The organism is Parahaliea maris, from assembly GCF_008064665.1.
In the GTDB taxonomy this organism is placed as follows: Bacteria; Pseudomonadota; Gammaproteobacteria; order Pseudomonadales; family Halieaceae; genus Parahaliea; species Parahaliea maris.
The window spans coordinates 523,109-544,433 of record NZ_VRZA01000002.1; the positions used below are offsets into that span (position 1 = coordinate 523,109).

General features: G+C 64.6%; 18 protein-coding genes. 9 read left to right on the forward strand and 9 right to left on the reverse strand.

Translation table 11 applies throughout. From position 1 onward, the window contains the following. The first annotated feature begins 75 nt into the window (after positions 1–75). The 8 genes from FV139_RS06755 to FV139_RS06790 are packed head-to-tail and all read left to right on the forward strand — an operon-like array spanning position 76 to position 8,009. A complete protein-coding gene (locus FV139_RS06755; protein ID WP_148067486.1) occupies positions 76–810 on the forward strand; it encodes a heme ABC transporter permease in 735 nt (244 codons plus the stop codon). After that, positions 810–1,022 carry a heme exporter protein CcmD gene (gene ccmD / locus FV139_RS06760; protein ID WP_148067487.1) on the forward strand — a complete coding sequence of 71 codons (213 nt, stop codon included), beginning with the start codon at positions 810–812 and terminating at the stop codon, positions 1,020–1,022. The genes FV139_RS06755 and ccmD overlap by 1 nt, the downstream gene beginning before the upstream one ends. After that, complete coding sequence (gene ccmE / locus FV139_RS06765; protein ID WP_148067488.1) at positions 1,006–1,467, forward strand: cytochrome c maturation protein CcmE; 462 nt, start codon at positions 1,006–1,008, stop codon at positions 1,465–1,467. The genes ccmD and ccmE overlap by 17 nt, the downstream gene beginning before the upstream one ends. Continuing rightward, positions 1,464–3,440, forward strand: a complete 1,977-nt coding sequence (locus FV139_RS06770) for a heme lyase CcmF/NrfE family subunit (protein WP_148067489.1) — start codon at positions 1,464–1,466, stop codon at positions 3,438–3,440. The genes ccmE and FV139_RS06770 overlap by 4 nt, the downstream gene beginning before the upstream one ends. Beyond that, the gene (locus FV139_RS06775; protein WP_148067490.1) at positions 3,424–3,984 is read left to right on the forward strand and encodes a DsbE family thiol:disulfide interchange protein; all 561 of its coding nucleotides are present in this window, start codon (positions 3,424–3,426) and stop codon (positions 3,982–3,984) included. The genes FV139_RS06770 and FV139_RS06775 overlap by 17 nt, the downstream gene beginning before the upstream one ends. Next, positions 3,981–4,436: a cytochrome c-type biogenesis protein gene (locus FV139_RS06780; RefSeq protein WP_148067491.1), complete on the forward strand. Its 456-nt coding sequence runs from the start codon at positions 3,981–3,983 to the stop codon at positions 4,434–4,436. The genes FV139_RS06775 and FV139_RS06780 overlap by 4 nt, the downstream gene beginning before the upstream one ends. After that, positions 4,433–5,647: a tetratricopeptide repeat protein gene (locus FV139_RS06785; RefSeq protein WP_148067492.1), complete on the forward strand. Its 1,215-nt coding sequence runs from the start codon at positions 4,433–4,435 to the stop codon at positions 5,645–5,647. The genes FV139_RS06780 and FV139_RS06785 overlap by 4 nt, the downstream gene beginning before the upstream one ends. Before the next feature lie 52 nt (positions 5,648–5,699). Then, positions 5,700–8,009, forward strand: coding sequence for a TonB-dependent receptor plug domain-containing protein (locus FV139_RS06790; RefSeq protein WP_148067493.1), 2,310 nt, complete (start codon positions 5,700–5,702; stop codon positions 8,007–8,009). A gap of 21 nt (positions 8,010–8,030) precedes the next feature. Here FV139_RS06790 and FV139_RS06795 read toward each other — a convergent pair whose 3' ends face one another. Together FV139_RS06795 and FV139_RS06800 are read right to left on the reverse strand one after the other, a co-directional pair. After that, on the reverse strand, positions 8,031–9,017 hold the full coding sequence (locus FV139_RS06795; RefSeq protein ID WP_148067494.1) for a FecR family protein: 987 nt from the start codon (positions 9,015–9,017) through the stop codon (positions 8,031–8,033). 8 nt (positions 9,018–9,025) lie between these two features. Next, positions 9,026–9,580: an RNA polymerase sigma factor gene (locus FV139_RS06800; RefSeq protein WP_187276432.1), complete on the reverse strand. Its 555-nt coding sequence runs from the start codon at positions 9,578–9,580 to the stop codon at positions 9,026–9,028. Between the two features lie 216 nt (positions 9,581–9,796). Between FV139_RS06800 and FV139_RS06805 the strand changes: the two genes are divergently transcribed. Further along, complete coding sequence (locus FV139_RS06805; RefSeq protein ID WP_148067496.1) at positions 9,797–10,534, forward strand: hypothetical protein; 738 nt, start codon at positions 9,797–9,799, stop codon at positions 10,532–10,534. Positions 10,535–10,549: 15 nt separating this feature from the next. On the opposite strand, the gene FV139_RS06810 is transcribed toward FV139_RS06805, so the two are convergent. The 7 genes from FV139_RS06810 to FV139_RS06840 all read right to left on the reverse strand — a co-directional run bounded on the left by FV139_RS06810 (position 10,550) and on the right by FV139_RS06840 (position 21,253). Then, positions 10,550–12,847 (reverse strand): OmcA/MtrC family decaheme c-type cytochrome, encoded by a 2,298-nt coding sequence (locus FV139_RS06810; RefSeq protein WP_148067497.1) that lies wholly within the window; start codon positions 12,845–12,847, stop codon positions 10,550–10,552. 28 nt (positions 12,848–12,875) lie between these two features. Next, positions 12,876–15,146 carry an MtrB/PioB family decaheme-associated outer membrane protein gene (locus FV139_RS06815; RefSeq protein WP_187276433.1) on the reverse strand — a complete coding sequence of 757 codons (2,271 nt, stop codon included), beginning with the start codon at positions 15,144–15,146 and terminating at the stop codon, positions 12,876–12,878. Next, positions 15,143–16,018 (reverse strand): DmsE family decaheme c-type cytochrome, encoded by an 876-nt coding sequence (locus FV139_RS06820; RefSeq protein ID WP_148067499.1) that lies wholly within the window; start codon positions 16,016–16,018, stop codon positions 15,143–15,145. Before FV139_RS06820 ends, FV139_RS06815 begins: the two co-directional genes overlap by 4 nt. Before the next feature lie 4 nt (positions 16,019–16,022). Next, positions 16,023–17,615, reverse strand: coding sequence for a cytochrome c3 family protein (locus FV139_RS06825; RefSeq protein ID WP_148067500.1), 1,593 nt, complete (start codon positions 17,613–17,615; stop codon positions 16,023–16,025). Positions 17,616–17,641: 26 nt separating this feature from the next. Next, positions 17,642–18,214, reverse strand: coding sequence for a NapC/NirT family cytochrome c (locus tag FV139_RS06830; RefSeq protein ID WP_213004041.1), 573 nt, complete (start codon positions 18,212–18,214; stop codon positions 17,642–17,644). Positions 18,215–18,402: 188 nt separating this feature from the next. Continuing rightward, positions 18,403–19,938: a porin gene (locus FV139_RS06835; RefSeq protein ID WP_407946806.1), complete on the reverse strand. Its 1,536-nt coding sequence runs from the start codon at positions 19,936–19,938 to the stop codon at positions 18,403–18,405. 316 nt (positions 19,939–20,254) lie between these two features. Then, a complete protein-coding gene (locus tag FV139_RS06840; RefSeq protein WP_187276434.1) occupies positions 20,255–21,253 on the reverse strand; it encodes a prenyltransferase in 999 nt (332 codons plus the stop codon). Positions 21,254–21,325: the final 72 nt, after the last annotated feature.

Genomic DNA, 21,325 nt, shown 5'->3' on the forward strand with positions numbered 1-21,325 from the left:
CACTCTTTGGTCATCCTGTGAACACTGACAGGGCGTTATTGTTGGCCCCCTTACTCGGAGTATAATGCCGCCGCTATGTGGTCCTTCTTCCATAAACTCGGTTCTCCCCCCTGGTTGTATCGCATCGCCGGCAGCATCCTGAGCTGGCTGTTGCCCCTGACCCTGGTGGCGCTTGCGGCAGGGGCGGTGTGGGGCCTGCTGTACACCGCGCCCGATTTTCGCCAGGGCAACAGCTACCGCATTATCTATATCCACGTTCCCGCTGCGGTGGTGGCTCTCGCCGGGTATTACGTGATGGCCATCGCCGGCGGTATCAGCCTGATCTGGAAAATGAAAATGGCCGATGTGGCCATGAAGTCCTGCGCGCCGGTGGGCGCCGCCCTGACCTTTATCGCCCTGGTGACGGGTTCCATCTGGGGTAAGCCCACATGGGGCACCTGGTGGGTGTGGGATGCCCGCATCACCTCCATGTTGATCCTGCTGTTCCTCTACCTCGGGGTCATCGCCCTGTATGAGGCCTACGACAACAAGGACGCGGCGGGCAAGGCCTGTGCCGTCCTGAGCCTGGTCGGTACGGTGAACATTCCCATCATCTACAAGTCGGTGGACTGGTGGTACAGCCTGCACCAGCCGGCCTCGATCAAGTTCACCGGCGAATCGAGCATCGACCCCAGCATGCTGTATCCTCTGCTGTTGATGATCGGCAGCTTCTACGCCCTGTTCACCTGCGCCCTGCTGATGAACATGCGGCTGGAAATTCTGCGCCGCGAGGCCCGTACCGGCTGGGTACGCAAATTGGTGGGAGCCTGATGTATTTCGACAGTTTTCACGCCGCCCTGGTGATGGATGGCCACGGTGCGTTCGTCTGGGCCGCCTATGCGATTACCGCGATGGTGCTGATAATTCTGCTGCTGACGCCGGTGCTTCGCAGCCGGCGCCTGCGCCGGGAGCTGGCCGGGGAAATCCGCCGCCGGGAGATGACGCAAACCGGGAGGGAGGGCCCCCATGCATCCAGTACGTAAACAACGCCTGATCATCGTGCTCTGTGTGGTGGTGTTTTCCAGCGCTGCCATCGGCCTGATGGCCTACGCCCTGCGCGGCAATATCAATCTCTTTTTCCCGCCGGTCGAAGTGGCAGCGGGCAAGGCGCCGGTGGGCCAGCCGATTCGGGTCGGCGGCATGGTGGTGGACGGCTCGGTACAGCGCAGCGACAACAGCCTGCATATCCGCTTTGAAGTGACGGACTACCAGGCCTCGGTGCCGGTGGTGTACGAGGGCATCCTGCCGGACCTGTTTGATGAGGGGCAGGGGGCGGTGGCCGCCGGTGTGCTGGATGAGAACGGTGTGCTACAGGCCACCGAAGTGCTCGCCAAGCACGACGAAAACTACATGCCGCCAGAAGTGGCCGAGGCCCTGGAGGCCTCCAAAGCCATGGATGCGGCGAAGGCCAAGGGAGCGGGCGAATGATTCCGGAGTTTGGGCATTTCTCACTGATCATCGCCCTGTGCCTGGCGGTGCTGCTGGCCACGGTCCCCCTGTGGGGCGCCTGGCGTCGCAATACCGGCGCCATGGCACTGGCACCCGGGCTGGCAATGGGACTGCTGGTGTTTACCGCGATCAGCTTTGTCTGCCTGACCATCGCCTTCCTGCAGGATGATTTCTCGGTCGAGGTCGTTGCCAACAACAGCAACAGCCTGCTGCCGCCCATCTACAAGTTTTCCGCGGTGTGGGGCAACCACGAGGGTTCCCTGTTGCTGTGGGCCCTGACCCTTGCCGGCTGGACGGCGGCCGTGGCCACCTTCAGCCGCCAGCTGCCGTTGATGGTACTGTCGCGGGTGCTGGCGGTCATGGGTTTCGTCGGGGTGGGCTTCCTCTCCTTCTCCCTGTTCACCTCAAACCCCTTTGCGCGGCTGATACCGGGCACCCCGTCCGACGGCCAGGACCTCAACCCGCTGCTGCAGGACCCGGGCCTGATCATTCACCCGCCGATTCTCTACATGGGTTACGTGGGCTTTTCCGTGGCCTTCGCCTTCGCCATCGCCGCCCTGCTGGGCGGGCGCCTCGACGCCGCCTGGGCCCGCTGGTCGCGGCCCTGGACCAACGTGGCCTGGGCCTTCCTGACCCTGGGCATCATGCTGGGCAGCTGGTGGGCCTACTATGAACTGGGCTGGGGCGGCTGGTGGTTCTGGGACCCGGTGGAAAATGCCTCCTTCATGCCCTGGCTGGCAGGCACCGCGCTCATTCACTCGCTGGCGGTAACCGAAAAGCGCGGCCTGTTCAAAAGCTGGACAGTCCTGCTGGCGATTTTTGCGTTTTCCCTCAGCCTGCTGGGGACCTTCCTGGTGCGCTCCGGGGTGCTGACCTCGGTGCATGCCTTCGCCACCGATCCCGCCCGCGGCCTGTTCGTACTGGTGTTCCTGGCCATCGTCGTCGGCGGCTCGCTAACGCTCTACGCCCTGCGCGCGCCTGCGGTCAACAGCCGGGTGGGCTTTGCCGGCCTGTCCCGGGAGACCCTGTTACTGGTCAACAACGTGGTGTTCCTGGTGGCCACCCTCACGGTGCTGTTTGGCACCCTGTTCCCGCTGCTGATGGACGCCCTGGGGCAAGGCAAGTACTCGGTGGGTCCGCCTTACTTCAACGCCGTGTTCGTGCCCCTGATGGCGCTGCTGATTCCCTTTATGGGGCTGGGCCCGGTGTCGCGCTGGAAGCGCGACAGCGCCAGCCGCTGGAAGGCGGAACTGCTGGTGCCGGCGCTGGCCGCGCTGGCCTGTGGCCTCACCCTGCCGCTGCTCCACGGTGACTACAACATCTGGGTCGCCCTGGCGCTGGTGCTGGCGGGCTGGCTGTTGCTGGGCCTGGTGCGGGATGTGTGGCAGCGCCTGCGGTCGGCGCCCTCGCTGGCCCGCGGCCTGCGTCGCACCCCGGCCAGCTATTGGGGCATGGTCCTCGCCCATCTCGGCTTTGCCGCCGCAGTGGTTGGCGTCGTCGTGACCAGCCAGTACAACATCGAGCGCGACCTGAAAATGGAAGTCGGGCAGGCGGAAACCCTGGCCGGCTACCGCTTCGAATTTACCGAGCTGGCCAATTTCCGCGGTCCCAACTACCTCGCTGACGAAGCCCGGTTCGTGGTGACCCGCGATGGCCGGGAAATCGCTCGCCTGGCTCCCCAGAAGCGCCGTTACCTGGCCAGTGGGCAGATCATGACCGAGGCCGCGATAGACGACGGCCTGTTCCGCGATCTCTTCGTGGCCATGGGTGAACCGGTAGGCCAGGGCGGCGCCTGGGCCATCCGCCTGCACTACAAACCCATGGTGCGCTGGATGTGGCTGGGGGCGATCATGATGGCCGTTGGCGGCTTCGTTACGGTGGTGGATAAACGCTATCGGCGCCAGCGCGCGGCGAGTGCGGCAGGGGAGGTGGCCCATGGCGCCCAGGCTTAAGCTGTTCCTGCCGCTCATCCTGTTTGTGGTGCTGGCCCTGTTCCTGTTTCGCGGCTTGTCGCTGGACCCGCGGGCGATGCCTTCGGCGCTGATCGACAAGCCGTTTCCCTCCTTTACGCTGCCAGCCCTGCAGCGGGAGCAGACCCTCGACCGCAGCCTGTTGCTGGGCAAGGTCAGCCTGGTGAACATCTGGGCCACCTGGTGTATCTCCTGCCGCGTCGAGCATCCCTACCTCAACCAGCTGACCGAGGCCGGGGTGCATATCGTAGGGGTGAACTACAAGGATGACAGCGATGCCGCGAAACGCTGGCTGGCGGATCTCGGTGACCCCTACAGCATCAATGTCGTCGATGCCGAGGGTAGCCTGGGCATCGATCTGGGCGTCTACGGCGCGCCGGAAACCTACTTTGTCGATGCCGAAGGGGTGATCCGCTATCGCCATGTGGGTGTTATCGACGAACGGGTGTGGAACAGCAAGCTGGCGGCTATCTATCGGGAGATCGGTGGCGAGCTGCCGCAGCAACTGGCGGAGGCATCCCCATGAGAACGCTACTTGGCCTGGTCCTGCTGTGTTATGCCCTGGCGGCAGCGGCGGTGATCGAAACCTATGAATTCAGCGACCCGGCGCTGGAAGAACGCTACCACGCCCTGAGCCAGGAGTTGCGCTGTCCGAAATGCCAGAACCAGAACATCGCCGACTCCAATGCCCCCATCGCCCAGGACCTGCGCAAGCAGCTCTACCAGCAACTGGAGGCCGGGGCGTCGGACGAGGAGATCCTCGAGTACATGGTGGCTCGCTACGGTGAGTTCGTGCGCTACCGGCCCGAGATGGGCGGCGCCACCCTGATCCTGTGGCTGGCTCCGCTGTTGTTACTGGTGCTGGCCGCCGGCGTTGCGGTGGCGGTAGTGCGGTCCCGCCGCAATGCCGCCGAGGCGCTGAGTGACGAAGAGCAGCGCAAGCTGCAGGAAATGCTGGAGCGGGAGCAAGACGCTTGACCACTTTTATCCTGGCCTGTGCGGGGCTCGTCCTGCTCAGCGGGCTTTTCTATCTGTTTCCCTCCCGCCGCGGTAGCGGTGCACAGGAGCTGGAACGCGCCAACTTCGAGTGGTACCGCCTGCGCCAGCAGGAGCTGGCAGAGCAGGGCGACGATGCCCTCGACGACGATGCGCGCCTGCGCCTGCTGGAAGAGGAGCAGGCGCGGGCTGCCAACAAGTCCGAGCCGATGCCGGAGAGCCGGCGCTTTCCCGGCTGGCTGTTGCTGCCGGTGGTGGCGGTGGGTTCCGGTGCGTTGTACTACCTGCTCGGCGCCGCTCCCGACGTCCTCCTCAATGCCCGCCTGCAGCAACTGGATGAAACCGCGACCGCCACCGAAGTCTACTCGGTCATGTCTGCGGTAGAGCAGCGCTCCTCCCAGCGTCCTGACAACCTGCACTATCGCGCCCTGCTGGGCCGCTATTACATGGGGCAGGAGGAGTACGTACAGGCGGCCGATACCTACACTGCCATGGCCGAGGCCGCGCCGGGGGATGCCTATGCCCTGGCCTACGCAGCCCAGGCCCGCTACCTGGCAGCTGGCCGGGTACTGGACGGTGAATCCCAGCGCATGGCGGAAGCGGCGCTGGCGATCAATCCGCACCAGCGTACGGCCCTGGGCCTGCTGGGCATGGTGTCTTTCGAATCCGGGCAGTATCGCGCCGCGATCCAGTACTGGGAGCGCCTGCGCGCGACCGAGCAACCGGGCTCCGAAAGCGACAACATGATCGCGGGCGTCATCGCCCAGGCCCGGGAGCGTCTCGGCGAAGCGCCGGAGGAGGCGGTTGAACCCGCCGCGGCACCGGTTGCCAGTGGCGAGTCGGTTGCCTCGGCAGGCGTCACCGTTCACGTGAGCCTGCCGGCGGGTGCCAGCGTGAACCCGGATGACACGGTGTTCGTACTGGCCCGCAATCCCACCAGTGGCAGCCGCATGCCCATTGCGGTACAGCGTCTGCGCGCGGCCCAGCTGCCCATGACCCTGCGCCTGGATGACCGGCACTCCATGGCCGGGCAGAAAATCTCCACCAGTGACGAAGTGATTGTCGTGGTGCAGGTATCACCCAGCGGCCAGCCCGGTGAGTCCAATGCCAGCTGGCTTGGGCAGGGTGGTCCGCTGCAGCCTTCGGCCTCCGGTGAGCCCGTGGAGATCGAACTGACGCAACGGCGGGGATAGATCCGCCGCTGGCCCGGGTTGACGCCAGCCACCGGTAGCCTAAATTTCTGGCATGGCCAAAAGATGGGTTTGCCTGCTTTTGTGCCTGGCGTTTGCGGTTACCAGCCGGGCGCAATCCAACCTCTCGACCCTGGGTGATCTGCTCGGGGCCTTGAGTGAGCGCGGCTACCGGATTGTCTACAGCGACAGTAGCGTGCCGTTGCAGCAGCCCCTGCAACAACCTTTATCCGGGGCCGATGTCAGTCTCGATTCCCTGCGGGATGTACTCCAGGTGCTCGACCTGGAACTGCGGCCGGTCGACGGTGCCTGGGTGATTGTCCGGGCAGAAGATGAGCCCCCCGCCGAGCCTTCCGCCCGGGTCGATGATCCCCCCGTCCTTGAAACGGTGATCGTCACCGGCACCCTGCATCGCTTCCCCGCTGGCGGGACGGCCGCCTCCCGGTTCAGCTTCAAGGCCCAGGATCTCTCGCGCCTGCCGTCGCTGGCCTCCGATGCGCTGCGGGCCAGCCTGCGGGTGCCGGGTGTGTCCTCGGTAGGCGTTTCGGCTCGACCGCGGGTGCGCGGCGGGCTTCCCGACGAAGTACTGGTCATACAGGACGGGGTGGAGCTGCTGGAGCCCTTCCACCTGGCCGATTACCACAGCGCCTACAGCGCCATTGACTACCGCACTGTGGAGTCCCTGGATTTCTACACCGGAGGGTTTCCCTCCCGCTACGGCAATCGCATGAGCGGGGTCATGGACATCCGCCAGCAGTGGCAGGAGGAGCAGTACCACACTGACCTGGGCGTCTCCTCCTTCGCCAACTTTGTCCATCATCGGGGCACCTTCGGGGAGCAGCATCCGGGAGGCTGGCTGTTTTCCTGGCGCCAGGGTGACCTCTCGGACCTGACCGACTACATCGAGACGCGTTCCGGGCAGCCCCGATACCGGGACGCCGGCCTGCGGGGCAGTGTGGATGTGTCGCCACAGTGGTCGCTCAGCGGCGGCTTCGTGTACAGCGAGGACGACATCGACTTCAGTGATGAAGAGGAGGCCGCCGCGTCCGAGGTCGACATGCGCTACGCCTGGGTAGGTACCGACCTGTCGCTGCAGGAGCACCTTGAAAGCCGTTTTACGCTGTCCTGGCTGTCCCTCGACCGCCGCCGTTTCCAGGCCAGCTTTGAACAGCCGGACCCCGAAGACCCGGAGCCCCAAGACCCTGAGAAAGGCGGGTTCCTCGATCACCGGCAGGAAGTCGAGCGCCTGGCGCTGCGCAATGACTGGTCTCTGCTGCGCGGTGACTGGTTGTGGGAAGCCGGCTGGCAGGCGGACTACAGCCGGGCGGATTATCGCCACCAAAGCCTGTTCAATCGGGGTGAGCTGGCGGATCTGCTCGGCTCCGAACGGGAGGTGGACCGGAGCCTGCGGGTGCGGCCCTCGGGCTGGGCGGGCGGGCTGTACCTGCAGACCCAGTGGCCACTGGTGCCGGGTTTGATCGTACAGCCAAGCCTGCGCTGGGATCGCCAGGATTACTACCAGAACGGGGGTTCCGACAGCCAGTTCTCCCCCCGCCTGGGGTTGCGCTGGGAGCTCGGCGACCAGCTCCACCTGTCCCTCAGCCTGGGCCGTTTCCACCAGCCCGAGGCGATCAACGAACTGCAGGTGCTGGACGGCGTGACGGAGTTCTTTCCGGCCCAGGAATCCGACCAGGCCGTGCTGGGGCTGTACTGGGGGCATGGCCGGGTAGCCTTCAATGTCGAGCTGTACCAGAAGCGCTATCGCGAGCAGAAAGACCGCTTCGAGAATATCTTCAATCCCTTTGTACTGCTGCCCGAACTGGAGCCGGATCGGGTCGCCCTGAGTCCGGACCGCGCCCGCGCCAGGGGGCTGGATATCGACACGGCGCTGGAGTTGACGCCGTCACTGACTGCGGTGCTGCGCTACAGCTACATGGACGCCTCCGATCGCATCGATGGCCGCTGGGTGGACCGTCGTTGGTCCCAGGAACAGACGGTCAATGCAGGAATCGGCTGGGAGCGGGACGGGTTCAGTATTGGCCTGGCACTCACCTGGCACTCGGGCTGGCGCAGCTCGGAATTGCCCGCATTTGTTTCGGAAGATACGGAGATTCCGGTGGCCTCGGTGCTCAACAACACCCAGTTACGCGAGTATTTTTCCCTGGACCTGGGGGTTAGCAAGTCCTGGGAGATTGGCCCTACGCGCCTCAAGCTCTATACCGATATCAGTAACCTCACCGACCGCAAAAACCAGGCCGGTATCGATTTCGATATCGAGGAGGTGGACGGCGGTTACCTGCTGCTCCAGGATCCGGAAACCCTGCTTCCCCGGGTTGTCTCGGTGGGCGCGACGCTGTCGTTCTGACGTTTTCCTACAGACGTTCCCTCAGCGCAGTGCAATGCGCAATTGACCCTGGCCGCGGCTGGCGACGAGGTCGGTGGCGAGCAGTACCGGGTCGATGGCCTGTTCCGGGTTCCAGTCACCCAGTTCACCGTGCAAGGTGGTACGTGCCGCCTCCTCACGCGCGCCGGTGCTGCTGAACTCCAGCCGCAGGCCGGTCTCCGCGCTGACCCACTCGAGAAATGCCAGGGCGCTGCTGCCCTCCAGTTCGAAGGCGGTCGCGCTCTGGTAGATCCAGTCCCAGGCGGTACCGCGGGAACCGACTGCTCGCTCGCTGATCCGGGCCCCGGAGTCGATGCGCAGTTGCACGGCCGAGCCGCTCGTGGCTGCCGCGCGCTGTTGGATCTGTCCCTGGCGCAATTCAATGGCCCCGAGGCGCACGGTGGCGACGGTCTCCCGCTCGCCGACCTGCACCATAAACTGGGTGCCGATGTCCCTGATACTGCCCCATGGCGTGGAGACCGAAAACGAACGTACCGCCTGGCTCAGGCCGTCACTGGCGTAAAGGCGCCCCCGGTGCAGGAACACACCGTCGGCCTGGAGGGTAATCCGGGAGTCGCTATCCAGGCGGACCCGGTGGGCTCCGAGCACAATGGCGGCGTAGCCGTTCACACCGCTGTGGAGTACGCTGCCCACGGCGAGCATCTGGCCGCCGGCGATGGGCTGTCGCTCAGCGCCGGAGATCACGCTGACCTGTCCCCGGGTCGACTCGACACTGGCGGTCACAGCTTGGGGACGGGGTTGCTCCTGCTCTGGGTAGATCAGCACCAGCAGCAAGGCAGCGACAGCGGCCAGGCTGCCGGCAATAAGCCTGCGCTGGCGCCGGCGCCGTTGCACTACGGGCGCCAGTTCCGCCCGGAATCGGGACTCCCAGCGCTGCATCGCCTCGGGGGTTGCCGTCTCGCGTCGACCCGCTGTGCGCAGGAGAACACCGATGTCCGGCTCCTTGGGTTGCTGTGTTTCGTCACTCATGGTTCGTGTTACTCCCAGGCCTGGTGCAGGGCCTCTCCACAGATTTCCCGGAACGCGCGGCGCGCCCGGGCGAGCAGCGACTGGGTGGCGGCGTCACTCAGCCCGAGACGGGAACCGATTTCCAGCGAGCTGAAACCCTCGATGTACTTCAGTTCCAGTGCCGTAGCGTAGTGCTCCGGCAGTTGGTCCAGGGTGAGCTGGACCAGCTGTGTGACCTCCTGTCGGCGGCGCTGCCACTCCGGTGACGCTTCGCTCTCCGAGGCCAGCGCTTCCACCACCGCGCTGAGTAACTCGTCGTTGAGGAAGGTCGTGGTGCGGTCCTCGCGGGCAGCTTCACGCTGCAGGTGGCGGTGCATTTCGTGGCGGGCAATGGTGATCAGCCAGGTCAGCAGGCTCGCCTCGCCGCGATAGGTCTCCAGCTTGCGTGCCGCCTGGGTCAGGGTGACCTGGACCAGATCCTCGACGTCATCGCGATTGCGCATGCGCAATACGAGGTAGCGATAAAGGCGCGGAAAATACTCATCCATGAAGCGCCGCAGGGCGCGCTCATCACCCGCGAGCATGCGCCGCACGAGCCGCCGGTCACGGCTCCACTGGATTGGGCTGACGGCCCCTGTATCGTCGTTGTGCCACATAGCAAAAGTATAGAGGGCCGCTGTGGTAATAATCTGTCGGCCCAGGCCGATATTTTTACCCCGGTGCGACAGATTTCCCGCCAGGGGGCACTCCTACATGGCACTTGCCCAGCAAACGGGTGAGCAGAAACCAAGGAGGCTGTTATGAATATGCTGCAAACCCATTCCCTCGCTGTGGCGGCCATATCGGTGGTCTCGCTGTCAGCGTTGGCATCATTGCCCGGCCACGACAAACGCGAGTTCACCGACGAATTCAGTTGCCCGAGCGGGGCGTACATCAATAGCGGGGGAGTAAACCAGTACTTTCCCCTGAATGTGGGCACGGTTGCCTACCTGAACAACCAGGCCTGCGTGGACGAGGGCGAATGTGACGAACTGGAGGAGGTCACGATTACCGTGACTCCCAATACCGAGCTGGTCGACGGTGTATTGGCTCGAGTGGTTGAGGAACTCGAACTGGAAGGCGGTGAAGTAGTAGAAACCTCGCTGAATTACTACGCGGAGTGTGATGGCACTGGCGATGTTTTCTATTTTGGTGAAACCGTCGTTGATGGTGACAACAATCCACTACCCGACGGCTGGCTCGCCGGCGAGAACGGTGCCCGGGCGGGGATCATCATGCCCGGTGGCAGCTTCCTGCTGGGAGCCCGCTATTTCCAGGAGGTGGCGCCGGGAGTGGCACTCGATCGCGGCGAGCACGTTGGTATGGGGTTGAGCTTTCCCAACCCGAATGACGGCCCGGACTTCGAGAATTGTGTGCTGGTCAGCGACACCAACTTCCTCTCCGACCCCAAGGGCAAGGAAAGTGATGAGAAAGTCTATTGCCCGGGCGTTGGCCTGGTAATGGATGAGGAACTGGAACTGGTCACGTTTTCTCCGTGAACGTCCGACACCCGGTCAGGGTAGCTCCCTGACCGGATGCACCTCCGCGACATCGGCCGTTCGGCCCTCGCCGTGACACACGCTGCACTGCTCGACAACTTCCGCGTTGTCGAGGGCGGCCTGTGTCGTGTCGAAGCTACCGCCATTGGCGGTCATGTGGGCCCGGGCCACGCTGTCGTCATGGCAGCTCGAGCATACGGCGGTGGTCGGGGTGACTACCGTATCGTCCCGCGGGTCGTCGTGCAGGTCGCCGGTATCCACCGTGCTGCCGAGCACGGTACTCGCCAGGGGCAGGGTAAAGCCGCTCTCTGTATGACAGGCGCGGCAATTGCCGATATTGCCGGGGTAGTGCACCGTGTCTTCGTCATACACGTAGGTGGTGAAGCCGCGGAAGCCAACGATCTGCAGGGGGTTCTCGCGGATACCCGCGGCGTGGATGCCGTGAATCATGGTCTTGAAGTCCAGTGATTCTTCTGCCTTGCCATCGGTCGGTGGTGTGGCGGCGATTGCGCGGACTTCGCGGTCGGTATTGCGGGGGTTGTGGCAGGTCACACAGCTGTCGATATTGTTACTGCGGTTATCGCCGTGCAGCGACAGAGACTGGTGACAGACCAGGCACTGGCCGATGGCCACTGACTGGCGGCGGGCCGTCGCCTGGCCATCCGCTTCGTCAATGGAGAAGAAGCCGTGGGCATTGTCCAGCGGGACTCTCAGGCTCTCGCCTTCGTCATCCTCTATCACAGCCCGCCCTTCAACAACGGCTACGCCACTGCCGGAGGCTGCGATACCCGGCGCCGTTGAAGCGTCAGGGATCGGCTGGCCGAGGGTGACCCGGAAGCTGCCGTCACCGTTGGGGGTCGAGCCGGAGGCGCTGACCGCAACCGAACTGGCGTCGTCGGCACCGTTACCGGTGTTGTGATAATCGCCGGTGTCCCAGGCCACGCGAACGTTGAGTGACGCGCCGGAGCCTGTCCACACCGGGTCGTTCAGCAGGTCGTAGTCCTCGCCGGTCTGCGGGTTGCTCACCCGGAAATTGATGGTGGGCGCCTCCCCTGGTGCACCGCCATCCACACTGATGACCTCCGCAGCAAACTGCGCACGGGCTTCGTCCACGGGAATGCTGTGGCTGTCGGCGATGCTGCCGACGAAGCCGGTGCTGGAGTGGCAGCTGGCGCAGCGGCTGTCGTCTTCCTGGCCACCGGCGTGGCGGCTGAAGTCCAGGTCGTCGTGGCAACTGCCGCAGGCCGCCTGGCTGGGGTACTCGTTCCAGTTGTCGCCCTGGGCGGTCAGCAGCAGGTCGTCGCGATCCCCTATGGTGCCGGTGCCGACGTGACAGTTGGTGCAATTGCGAATGTCCTGGGGATAGTGCAGCAGGGAATAGTCGTGAGCCCTGCTGCCAAATCCATAGATCACGTATTCGCCCCCGGCCTGGACACTCGGCAGGTTGGCGCCGCGGTGAATTTTGTGGGCCATGACCTTGAGGTCGACCGTATTGCCGCTGTTGGCGTCGGTCGTGCCCGGGTTGTGGCAGGTGACGCAGTATTCGATCTCCACCCGGCCGCTGCCGTGGAGCGCGAGCTTGTCGTGGCAGCGATTGCAGTTGCTGGTGGCGGCGATGTCGCGATGGAGTATGCCGTCGGTGGCGCCGCTGGCCGGTACCCAGTCGTACACCGGGTTGGCAGTTCCGCCGCTGTTACCGAATTGAATCGCGATGCGATGGGTAAGGCCGGTTTCTACGCTCAGGTCCAGGCCTTCGGATTCCGCCTGGGCCAGAATATCCTCCGGAAGGGTAGAGATATCGGTGGCAAAACGGTAACGGTAGCTGCCGTCCCCGCTATTGGTCAGTTCGCCACTGGATTCGGTGGTGGCCTGCAGTTTCGGTTCGGTGCCCGGCCCCACGCTCCCGGCCTGTTCGATGCGGTTGATATAGGACTGCCAGTTTCCGGTGAAATTGCCCAGTGGGCTGGTGCGTAACTTGGCGATGATGAAACGTACGTCGTCTCCGGTCAGGTCGGTGATGGCGATGTTGTTTTCGTTGGCGAGCTGGAAGTCCACCACCGGTTGACCATCGTCCGGGATCGTTGCGCCGGTGATGGCGGCCCGCAACTCCAGGGCCTCGGCGTAGGGTGCCGGGCTGGGCTCGGGTACTTCCGGCGGCAGGGGTACCTGGCCCCCGGGGGCCTCGGGTCCGGGCTCGACGCCGGCGGCGCGGTCACCGCCACCGCCGCCGCCACAGGCAGCCAGCAGACAAACAGCCAGTGCCATTACGGCCTGGCGCAGCGGTCGTCCCCAGTGTCGTCGTATCGGTTTCATAGTCCTCTGCCCTCTCAAACCATGGGGGTCATTGCCAGCGGTAAATCACCGACGCCCCCAGGTAGTGGATGCTGTCGTTGGGATTGCGCTGGCCGGAGCCGAGCACCTTGTCGAGGGTATCTACCTCGACGTTGCGCCAGGCCCAGTCGTTGGTGTCGTAGCGGTAGTACTGGTAGTTCAGCGCCAGGGTCAGGTCGTCGCGCAGGTGCCATTGGCCTGTGGCGTCCAGCTGCTGCAGTTGGGTATCCACGTCCGGCAGGTCAGCGGGGTTGAGATCCGCGGCGCCCGCGGCGGACATGCGCTGGCGGGCCCGGGTATCCACAAAACTGTAGGCCAGTTGAAGGTCCAGGCGTTCCGCCGGTTGCCACTGCAGGGAGGCGCCGAGATTGAGGCTGTCGTCCTGGGCCGCCAGCGACCAGTTGCGAGTGGGATCGCTGGACTGGGGCAGGGGCGGCGTGACGGCGAAGGCATTCTTTTCCTGGCCGCCGCGGAAGGCGCGAGAGCGCTGGTCCGCCCGATAGCGATCGAAACCGCCGTACAGGGTGGCGGTCAGTGCAGCAGCGGGGTGATAGCTGGCGCTAAGCTGGAGGGTCTGCCAGTCGGCGCCGGTCAGCCCCAGCTCGGTCTTGTCGTAATCGTCATCCCGCCAGCGCAGGTCGAGGTCGAAGCTCCAGCTGGCGATGGGGCTGTAGTTCAGCCCCAAGCGGGCGCCCAGCTGTTCGCGGTTGGCGAGGTAAAACTGGCTGAGCTCTGGGTGATTGTTAAAACGCTGATTGTCGGGCGTCGCGTTGATCAACCCGGCGTCGAGCAGGGCGTAGTAGGACTGATCCCAGTAATAGGTACTGGCGGCGCGATCCGCCCAGCTCAGTTCCAGGCGACCCTGCAGTCCCGCGGCGAGCCTGATCCTGTAAGAGGCCGTGAGGCGGTCCTCCTCGGTGGTTTCCACCGCGGCGTTACGCCGGTCGATCTCCTCGTATTCATACTCCAGGCCAAACCGGTGGCGGCTGGACAGGCGGTAGCGAAGCTCGCCGCCGATTTGCTGTGACAGGTAATCGTGGGCGGTGTTATACACCGCGAGAGCGTCCCGGGGCTGGCTGCCGCCATCGCCGCGAATGTAGAGGTAGCGGTTGCGGTCAACGTCGTAATCACGTTCCCGGGCGCGGAACCAGCCCTCCACCTCCAGCCCGGACAGGGGGCGCCACCAGAGCTTGCCATTGACCACCGAGCTCGCTACCTCGCCGTCCAGGCTAGCGGTCGGTAGCGGCTGGGTGACATTCAGGGCGCTGTTTACGCTGTAATCCAACAGGGCCTCATCCTGGGTAGCCAGGGCGTGGTAGCCGTCAAAGCTCAGGCGCAGGGTCGGTGCCAGCAACCAGGTACCGCTGAGCCGCCCGCTCCACTGTTCGTTGTCCGGTGCCAGGGCCAACCCGCCGTAGCCCTGGGGGTAGCGTACCGCGGGGCTGAAGCTGCTGTAGGGGTTCTGCCAACTCAGCAATGAGTCCTGGTTGTCAAAACCGCTGTATTGCAGCATGGCATCCAGTTGCAGGGCGTTGCCGGCAAAGCGCAGGCCCAGCTCGCCCTCCTGGTTGCGGTAATCCACGGGGTAGGGCAGGAGGGTGGCGTCGGCAGAGGCGCCATCGATATAGATACCGGCGCCGATATCACCCGTGCCCTGCTTCTCTTCGTACAGCCAGCTGCCATAGAGCATCCAGGCTTCGTTGAGCCTGCCTTCGAGGGCCAGGCGATAACGGTCGCGCTCCAGTTCCCGGTTCAGGGTTCTGAGGCTGCTCTGCAGATTCTGGAAACCACTGGTTTGCAAGGCACTTTGCCAGTCGCCGGGGAGTGTGAGGGCGGTGGTTCCCCGAAAGGGGGTGGCGCCACTGTCGTTGCGTACCTGGCGCTGTGAATCCAGTTCAAGTTCCAGTTTCAGGCGCTGGCCGAGGCCCCAGGTCACCCGGCCCTCCCGGGTAGGCAGCCCCAGGTCCGTCAACTGGATATCCCAGGTGCTGTCAGCGTTGCCGTAATCGCGCCACTGCAGGTTGCCGATCAGGTTCACGCCCTGCTCATCCAGCCCGTTGTACTGGCCGAAGGTGAAATTGTCGTCGCTGGTATAGGCCGCGCCCAGCTCGACCGCGCCGCGGTAATCGGTTTGCCAGCGGGTGCTGAGGGGGCGGGTCTCCCGTGCGAGGGGGGCGAAAGGATCCCCGGGATCTGCGGCCTGGGCCGGGAGCACGAGTGCGCACAGGGTCAGGCCGCAGCCCGGCCAGCGCAGGGAGTTGCCAGCGCCTCGGCGAATCACCGCGTGAGCCTCGCGCCGGAGGGGTGATTGGAGCCGTGGACCTGGCCGTGGCAGTTCAGGCAGTTCTTGCCCAGCACGTTCTGGTTGGGGCTGCCGCCGGCCAGCCCCTCGGCCCCGTAGGGCAGGCTGGGGTGGAAGGCGGCGGCGTGGCACTGCTGGCACAGGGCGGGCCCGCGGGCCGTCAGCAGGCGATCGTGGACCGAGCCGTGGGGTTGGTGACACAGACTGCAGTCCTCACTGGCCGGGGGGTGCTCCCAGAGGAATGGACCGCGTTTTTCACTGTGGCAGCTCAGGCAGTTGTCGTTGAGCGTGACCTGGCGCAGCAGTGCCGGCGTGGAGGATCCGTGGGGGTTGTGGCAATCAGTGCATTCGGTTTTGCCCTCGGCAATCGGGTGGCGCGATGGCAGCCGCAGCTCCGCCCGCACGCTGCTGTGGCAGTTCAGGCAGCCCGTGGTGGCCGGGTCCTGGGCCACGCTGAACTGTGACTGCCGGTGGAGGGTGTGGCAGTCACTGCAGGCGAGGTCGGCCGATTCGTGGCTGCTGCCCGCCCAGTGCATCTGCTCACCACCCGCGTGACAGCCGAGGCAGGCGCCACTGGCATCCGTGGACGCCAGCGGCCAGCGCGGGCCAAAACTGAGGTCAGGGGCCGCGTTGGTGGGGGCGGCGACGTGTGAGGCGCTGCTGCCATGGCAGGCCATGCAGGCATCGCTGCCACCGCCCGCCAGGCTGGCGTGGGGTGTGTGCAGAATGGCGTTTACCGGGTGGTCGGCGCTGTCCAGGTGGCAGTCGAGGCAACTGTCGGCGGCGCTCGCGCTAACACTCCACAAGCACAGGAGCAGTATGGCGAACAGGCCCTGTAATCGCAGTGGCATCGTCTTACTCGGCCTTGAAGTCCGTATCGTCGCCCTGGAAGCCGAGCGTCTGGGGCAGTGATACCCAGTGCTTTCCGCCCGGGTTGTCGCTGCCGTGCAGGGCGATACCGAAGGTGTAGGTGTCGTTCTCCAGCAGGGCGCGCTGGCCTTCACTGCCCGCCATCGGCCGGCGTAGCACGACCTGCCAGCGTCCGTCGCGATAGTTTGCGCTGCCCGTCAGCGTGCTGGCTTCATGCCACACGGGTTGGGAAAGCAGTACAGCGCTCTCTATCCGGCCGGATGCTTCACCCTGCAGCTTCACGCGCCACAATTCCCCGTACTGACCCGCGTCCTGCAGGGCGCGCAGTTCTCCCGCGTCCTTCAGCAGGGCCGGGCGGCCTATCGCCTGTTGCTGGGCCCGGGAGGCCAGCAGATATTTGCCGGTGTCCTGGCCGCGGTCGCGACTCATGCCGGGCATATCGCTGTGACAGGCGGCAAAACAACCGGCGCGCTGGATGGTCGGGGTCTGGCTGTCTCCCCAGAGCAGGGCGATATCGGCATCGTCCGGTGGGCCGGCCCATGCCAGTTGGACTTCCAGTGTATTGCCGCTGCGGCCAACGCTGACTTGCACCGCGCGGGTGGCCGGCCGGAAGTCACCGGCGAGGTCGCTGCCCATGCGGGCTTCATCACCGCGGTGACACTGCTGGCAACTGGCACCGTGACGCAGGGGCTGTGAACCGGGGTGTATGCCCAGCAACCACTCGCTGTCGGACTGGCCGGGGAAGAACAGGTTGACTTCCTTGCTGGCGACGGCGGTGGGCACCATGGGGGGGACGGCATCGGCAGGGCCGTGAGCGATCCCCTGGTGGCAATCCAGGCAGCTGCGGTCTTCGCGAACCATGACTTTGTGGTAGCTCCTGGCCTTGTCGCTCACCGTTGGCTCATTGGCCATGGCGGTCAGGTCGTGGCAGGTGCGACAGCCTTCGGAGCGTGTTTCCAGCGCAGTGGCCACGACCGGTTGCGCATCGTGGGGGCTGTGGCAGCTGGTGCAGGCCGGGTTGTTGTCGCGGTGACTCGCCAGCCCGTGGACGCCGTCACGCTGCACCTTGTGGCACACCGTGCAGACCTCGGTTTGCGAGGAACTCGCCAGCACCTTGTCCGGCATCTGGTGAATGTCGTGGCAGGTAACGCAGGTGATGTCTGCCTGGTTGTGGGGGGCACTGTCCCAGTGCCCGACCGGTTTGTCCTGGTGGCAGGCCAGGCACTGGCCGTCCTGGCTGTTCTTGGCGGCCGTCCAGCGCGGGCCGAAACTGATTCCGGGGGCTACCTGGGTTGGCGCGCCGGCGTGGCCCGCGCTGGGGCCGTGGCAGCTTTCACAGCCGCGATTGGCCATCGGTGTGTCCGGGTTGTCGGCCTGTCCGTGGGGGCTCTCCAGCATGGGATGCACCGGAGAGTCAGGGCCGAAATCGTGGCAACCCAGGCACTGCTGGCTACCGCCCGCGGAGAAGCCGTCCGCCGATTGCGCGGGAGCCTGCGCCGCAAGCAGGAGTAGCAGCGCCAGCAGGGGGAGGCGCCACCAGGTGGCGGGTGAAATGGCGACACTCGGCGTTTGACCCATGCTGAAAATCCTTTGCTGGTCTGCGGCTAGTGGCTCGCTGCCACACCGGGCAGGTTGCGCGGGTGCGCAATACCGGCGTGACAGTCGATACAGGTTTTGCCCTGGCTCTCCATGGAGAGATGGTATTTGCGGGCCTTGGCGGTTTGAGAAGTTTCCAGCATCCGCTCTACTTCGTGGCAGTTGCGGCACTCCTGGGAGTTGTTGGCCTTGAGACGGGCCACTTCCCGGGCCTTCATGGCAGGAGCGTGGGCGGCGTACTTCTCGGGCGTGTCGATGACCCCGGTGAAGTGACCCCAGACCTCGCGCGAGGCCTGGATCTTGCGGATCATCTTGGGCACAAATTCCTTCGGCACATGGCAGTCGGAACAGGAGGCGTGGACGCCGCTGGGGTTGCTGAAGTGGGTGGTTTCCTGCAGCTGCGGGAAGGGATTGCTGCCCATTTCATGGCAACTGGTGCAGAACGCTTCGGTGTTGGTGGCATGCATGGTGGCGTTGAAACCGAGCACGCCCACGACGCCGAGTACCAGACCGGCACCCACCAGTGCGAGCACCGAGTATTTCGCTGACGGGCGTAGCAAACCTCGCAACCAGGACAGCATTCCTTTCCCCCAATACCCACAAGCTTTGTATTGGTATTAAGTTAGTGCAGCCGGCGCCATGGTGCAACAGCCCACGCGGATTGTAATAGACAATTAATTATCCCGATCAGCGCGGGGAGAGCGTTCTGAGCGGGTGATCGATCGACCCGAAAGCCCGGGCGACCGGGCTTCGGGAGGGAGACTTAAGCCTAGAAGGATACGTCCCACTGCAGGCGGACGCGGTTGTCCGAGACATCCCGGGAGAGGAACTCGTCTTCCAGGGTGAGGTGGGAGTAGTCCAGGGTCAGCTTGTTGTTGTGACCGTTGAAGAACCAGTTCAAGCCCATTGTGTACTCCCTGCGCTCGTTCTCCAGCATGCGATCGCTCGCGTTGGGCTCATCCACGAAGGCGTAACGGAAGGCGACCTCGAGCGGCGCTGGCACTACCGGGAACAAGTGGTGGAAGAAGTAGCCGGCCTGAGCGTAGCCGCCGGTCAGTTCCTCCTCAGTACCCCGGTCTGAGTCCTTGATGGTTTTGTTGTGATATTCCTGCAGGGCAGAGAAACCGCGCCACTTGAAGGAAAACTCCTGGGTCCACTGGTCGATCTCGTACAGCCCTGGCTGGTCGACGAGAGGTGATGCGTAGCCGTCGAGGCGGCCGCAACCGGAGGATGACCAGCGGGTGCAGACACCCTCGTTGGTGAAGCCGGCAAAGGCGAGGGCGCCGGTGGGCTGTTCGGTGTATTCGACATCGGTCATGCGCCAGGGCATATCCCGGCCGAGGAAGTTCCATTGCAGGCGACCCATGTACATCAGGTTGTCGTCGTCGTTGGCAACACCGCGGCCCTCGCCGGTGAAGGCGCCCACGTAGTAGCGCATGTCGGCCGGCGTTTCCTGGAACAAGTGGCCGCGCAACTGCACGCCCATCTGGCGATCGATGGTAAACACCCGGTTGGCGATGGAGCGTTCGACAAATTGCTGGCGGCCGGAGGAGGCAACACGTTCCTGGTTGAGGTCCACCTTCCACTGGCCGAGGCGCAGGGTCGCCCAGTCCCATTTGGCGATGTCGGCGCGCCAGGTGATCAGGCGGGAACTGGCCGCGTAGCTCTCGTCGTCCGAGTCCCGGGTGGGCTGCAGATCCACCTCGAAGTAGTACTTCAGCCAGGGCTGGTAGCCGTGGCCGCCAATTTTCATCCGCAGCCGGCGAGTCTCAAAGTCGCGGGTCTCGGGTTCCTCAAAGCTGGCCACCTGGCGGGGGTCGCTCCGAAAGGGCTCGCTGTAGCGCATCTGTGCGCGCCACTGCAGGTTGGTCTGGAAACGGCCGTCTTTGGTCTCGAGGCGGAAGCCCTTGTCGGTGTAGTCGGCATTGACCGGGAAGCTGTCGGCGACCTGGCTGGCGAAGCTCTGCATGAAGCCGCCCTCGCTGTCATCGCTCAGGCGCCTGTCTACCGCATCGGCAACGGCGACATCGATCTGGCGGGCCACGTCAGGGGATACCGGCTGTTCGGCCAGCTTGGCGGGGGCCGGCGGTGGTGCCGGTGAGGCAGCGGCGCCGCCGAGGATGTCCTCGCTGGTCAGGGCCGGTTTCTGCATCAGGCTGTCGTACTGTTCCTGGGTGATCACGCCATTACCCAGGAGAATGTCCAGCAGTGCCTTGTCTGCTGCGGCAGCGGGCACGGTGGTTCCGGCCAGCGAAAACAGTAGAGGCACGCCGGCAAGGGAGCGGAGCGGCGAAGGCTTCTTCACGGTCATGTCATCCTTTGGTCGTTCAATTGCTATCTGAAAGCTGAGATGACGTTCACAGGGTGGTCGCAGCTGCCGAAGTTTAAAACGGCTGCAAAGGGCGGAGTCGACGCTCGTACTGCGTGGCTGGATCAACGTCCCTTTTATAATGTGACATTTTTGTGAACGTTATGTGACGCGAAATATACGGTAATTTGGTATCCGTTGTTACCGGTTTTGGTGGCAATAATGACGTTTCAAGCGGGAGCGCACCGCCCGGCCGGGCGGCGTGCGCAGTGTTGAAAGGTGTGTCGCGGCGCCGTTGCCCGGTGTAGAAGGTTCAGCGCAACAGGGTGTCGAGTACCAACCCCAGCAGGAACAGCCCACTGAAGGGGCGGGTATGGCGAAAGGCGTGGGCTGAGAACCACAGGGGCCAGATGGCCTCGGGGTAGCCCTCCGGGCGCTCCGCGGGTTTGGGGCGACCAAACACGGCCCACAGGTGCCGCAGTTTCGGCAGTGCCAGCAGCACCAGCAACAGGGGCCAGCCGAAACTGCCGGTGGCTACCAGCAGCACGCACAGCAGGTACTGGGCCGCCAGCATGAGGCGGGTTGCCTGCCGCGACAGCTTGTCCCCGAGCAGTACCGGCAGGGTATGGACGCCCTTGGCGAGATCGGCGGGGGCCTTGTCAGTGTGCTTGCCGAATAGCACCGTGGTCGGGCCCAGGGCGAACACCACGCTGAGCCAGCATACGTCCCAGCTCCAGTGGCCCGCCGTCACATAGTAGGTGCCACCCACCATCAGAGGGCCCCATACCAGCAGTACCGCCGGCTCGCCGAGGCCGTAGTACTTGAGTGGCCAGGTGTAGAACAGCACGAAGAAGGCGCCGGCCAGCATGAGATCGAGGGTCAGTCCGCTGCGCAGCCAGACCAGCCACAGGCCGAGGGCAATGGCCACGCCGCCGGTGAAGCCGAGGTAGCCCCAGAACTGGCGCTGGCTGACCAGGCCGTCCTCCAGCACGTGAACGCCGTACTGGTTGCGGTAGTAGTTGTTGCGGTCGATGCCGCGGCGTGAATCGGTGTAGTCGTTGAGCAGGTTGTTGGTGGCATGGGCAAACAGCAGGCCGAGGGTGGCCAGCAGCCAGGGGGTGAGGGCAAAGGCGCCGGCGCGCCAGGCCAGCAGGCCTCCCAGGGCCGCGGCAGAGAGCGTCATCACCAGTACCGACGCCCGACAGGCGATCAGCCAGCGGGCGACGATGTCGAGGGACTCCCATTCTGCCGGTTGCAGTTTGGGCATCTTGTTCAGGGCTCGGCCCCACATCTGCAGGTCTAAGGTCGCCATCGTCCTCCCCGGCGTTGATTTCAGGATTTATAGGCTGCGGGCATAGTGTTACCGAATTAAGTCCGATACACT

Bases quoted from the DNA above. Each gene is read 5' to 3' on its own strand.
- FV139_RS06780 (WP_148067491.1), top strand. From the start codon at position 3,981: ATGAGAACGCTACTTGGCCTGGTCCTGCTGTGTTATGCCCTGGCGGCA.
- FV139_RS06830 (WP_213004041.1), bottom strand. From the start codon at position 18,214: ATGCTGTCCTGGTTGCGAGGTTTGCTACGCCCGTCAGCGAAATACTCG.
- FV139_RS06755 (WP_148067486.1), top strand. From the start codon at position 76: ATGTGGTCCTTCTTCCATAAACTCGGTTCTCCCCCCTGGTTGTATCGC.
- FV139_RS06790 (WP_148067493.1), top strand. From the start codon at position 5,700: ATGGCCAAAAGATGGGTTTGCCTGCTTTTGTGCCTGGCGTTTGCGGTT.
- FV139_RS06840 (WP_187276434.1), bottom strand. From the start codon at position 21,253: ATGGCGACCTTAGACCTGCAGATGTGGGGCCGAGCCCTGAACAAGATG.
- ccmD (WP_148067487.1), top strand. From the start codon at position 810: ATGTATTTCGACAGTTTTCACGCCGCCCTGGTGATGGATGGCCACGGT.
- FV139_RS06810 (WP_148067497.1), bottom strand. From the start codon at position 12,847: ATGAAACCGATACGACGACACTGGGGACGACCGCTGCGCCAGGCCGTA.
- FV139_RS06775 (WP_148067490.1), top strand. From the start codon at position 3,424: ATGGCGCCCAGGCTTAAGCTGTTCCTGCCGCTCATCCTGTTTGTGGTG.
- FV139_RS06805 (WP_148067496.1), top strand. From the start codon at position 9,797: ATGAATATGCTGCAAACCCATTCCCTCGCTGTGGCGGCCATATCGGTG.
- FV139_RS06825 (WP_148067500.1), bottom strand. From the start codon at position 17,615: ATGGGTCAAACGCCGAGTGTCGCCATTTCACCCGCCACCTGGTGGCGC.
- ccmE (WP_148067488.1), top strand. From the start codon at position 1,006: ATGCATCCAGTACGTAAACAACGCCTGATCATCGTGCTCTGTGTGGTG.
- FV139_RS06770 (WP_148067489.1), top strand. From the start codon at position 1,464: ATGATTCCGGAGTTTGGGCATTTCTCACTGATCATCGCCCTGTGCCTG.
- FV139_RS06800 (WP_187276432.1), bottom strand. From the start codon at position 9,580: ATGCTCGCGGGTGATGAGCGCGCCCTGCGGCGCTTCATGGATGAGTAT.
- FV139_RS06820 (WP_148067499.1), bottom strand. From the start codon at position 16,018: ATGCCACTGCGATTACAGGGCCTGTTCGCCATACTGCTCCTGTGCTTG.
- FV139_RS06795 (WP_148067494.1), bottom strand. From the start codon at position 9,017: ATGAGTGACGAAACACAGCAACCCAAGGAGCCGGACATCGGTGTTCTC.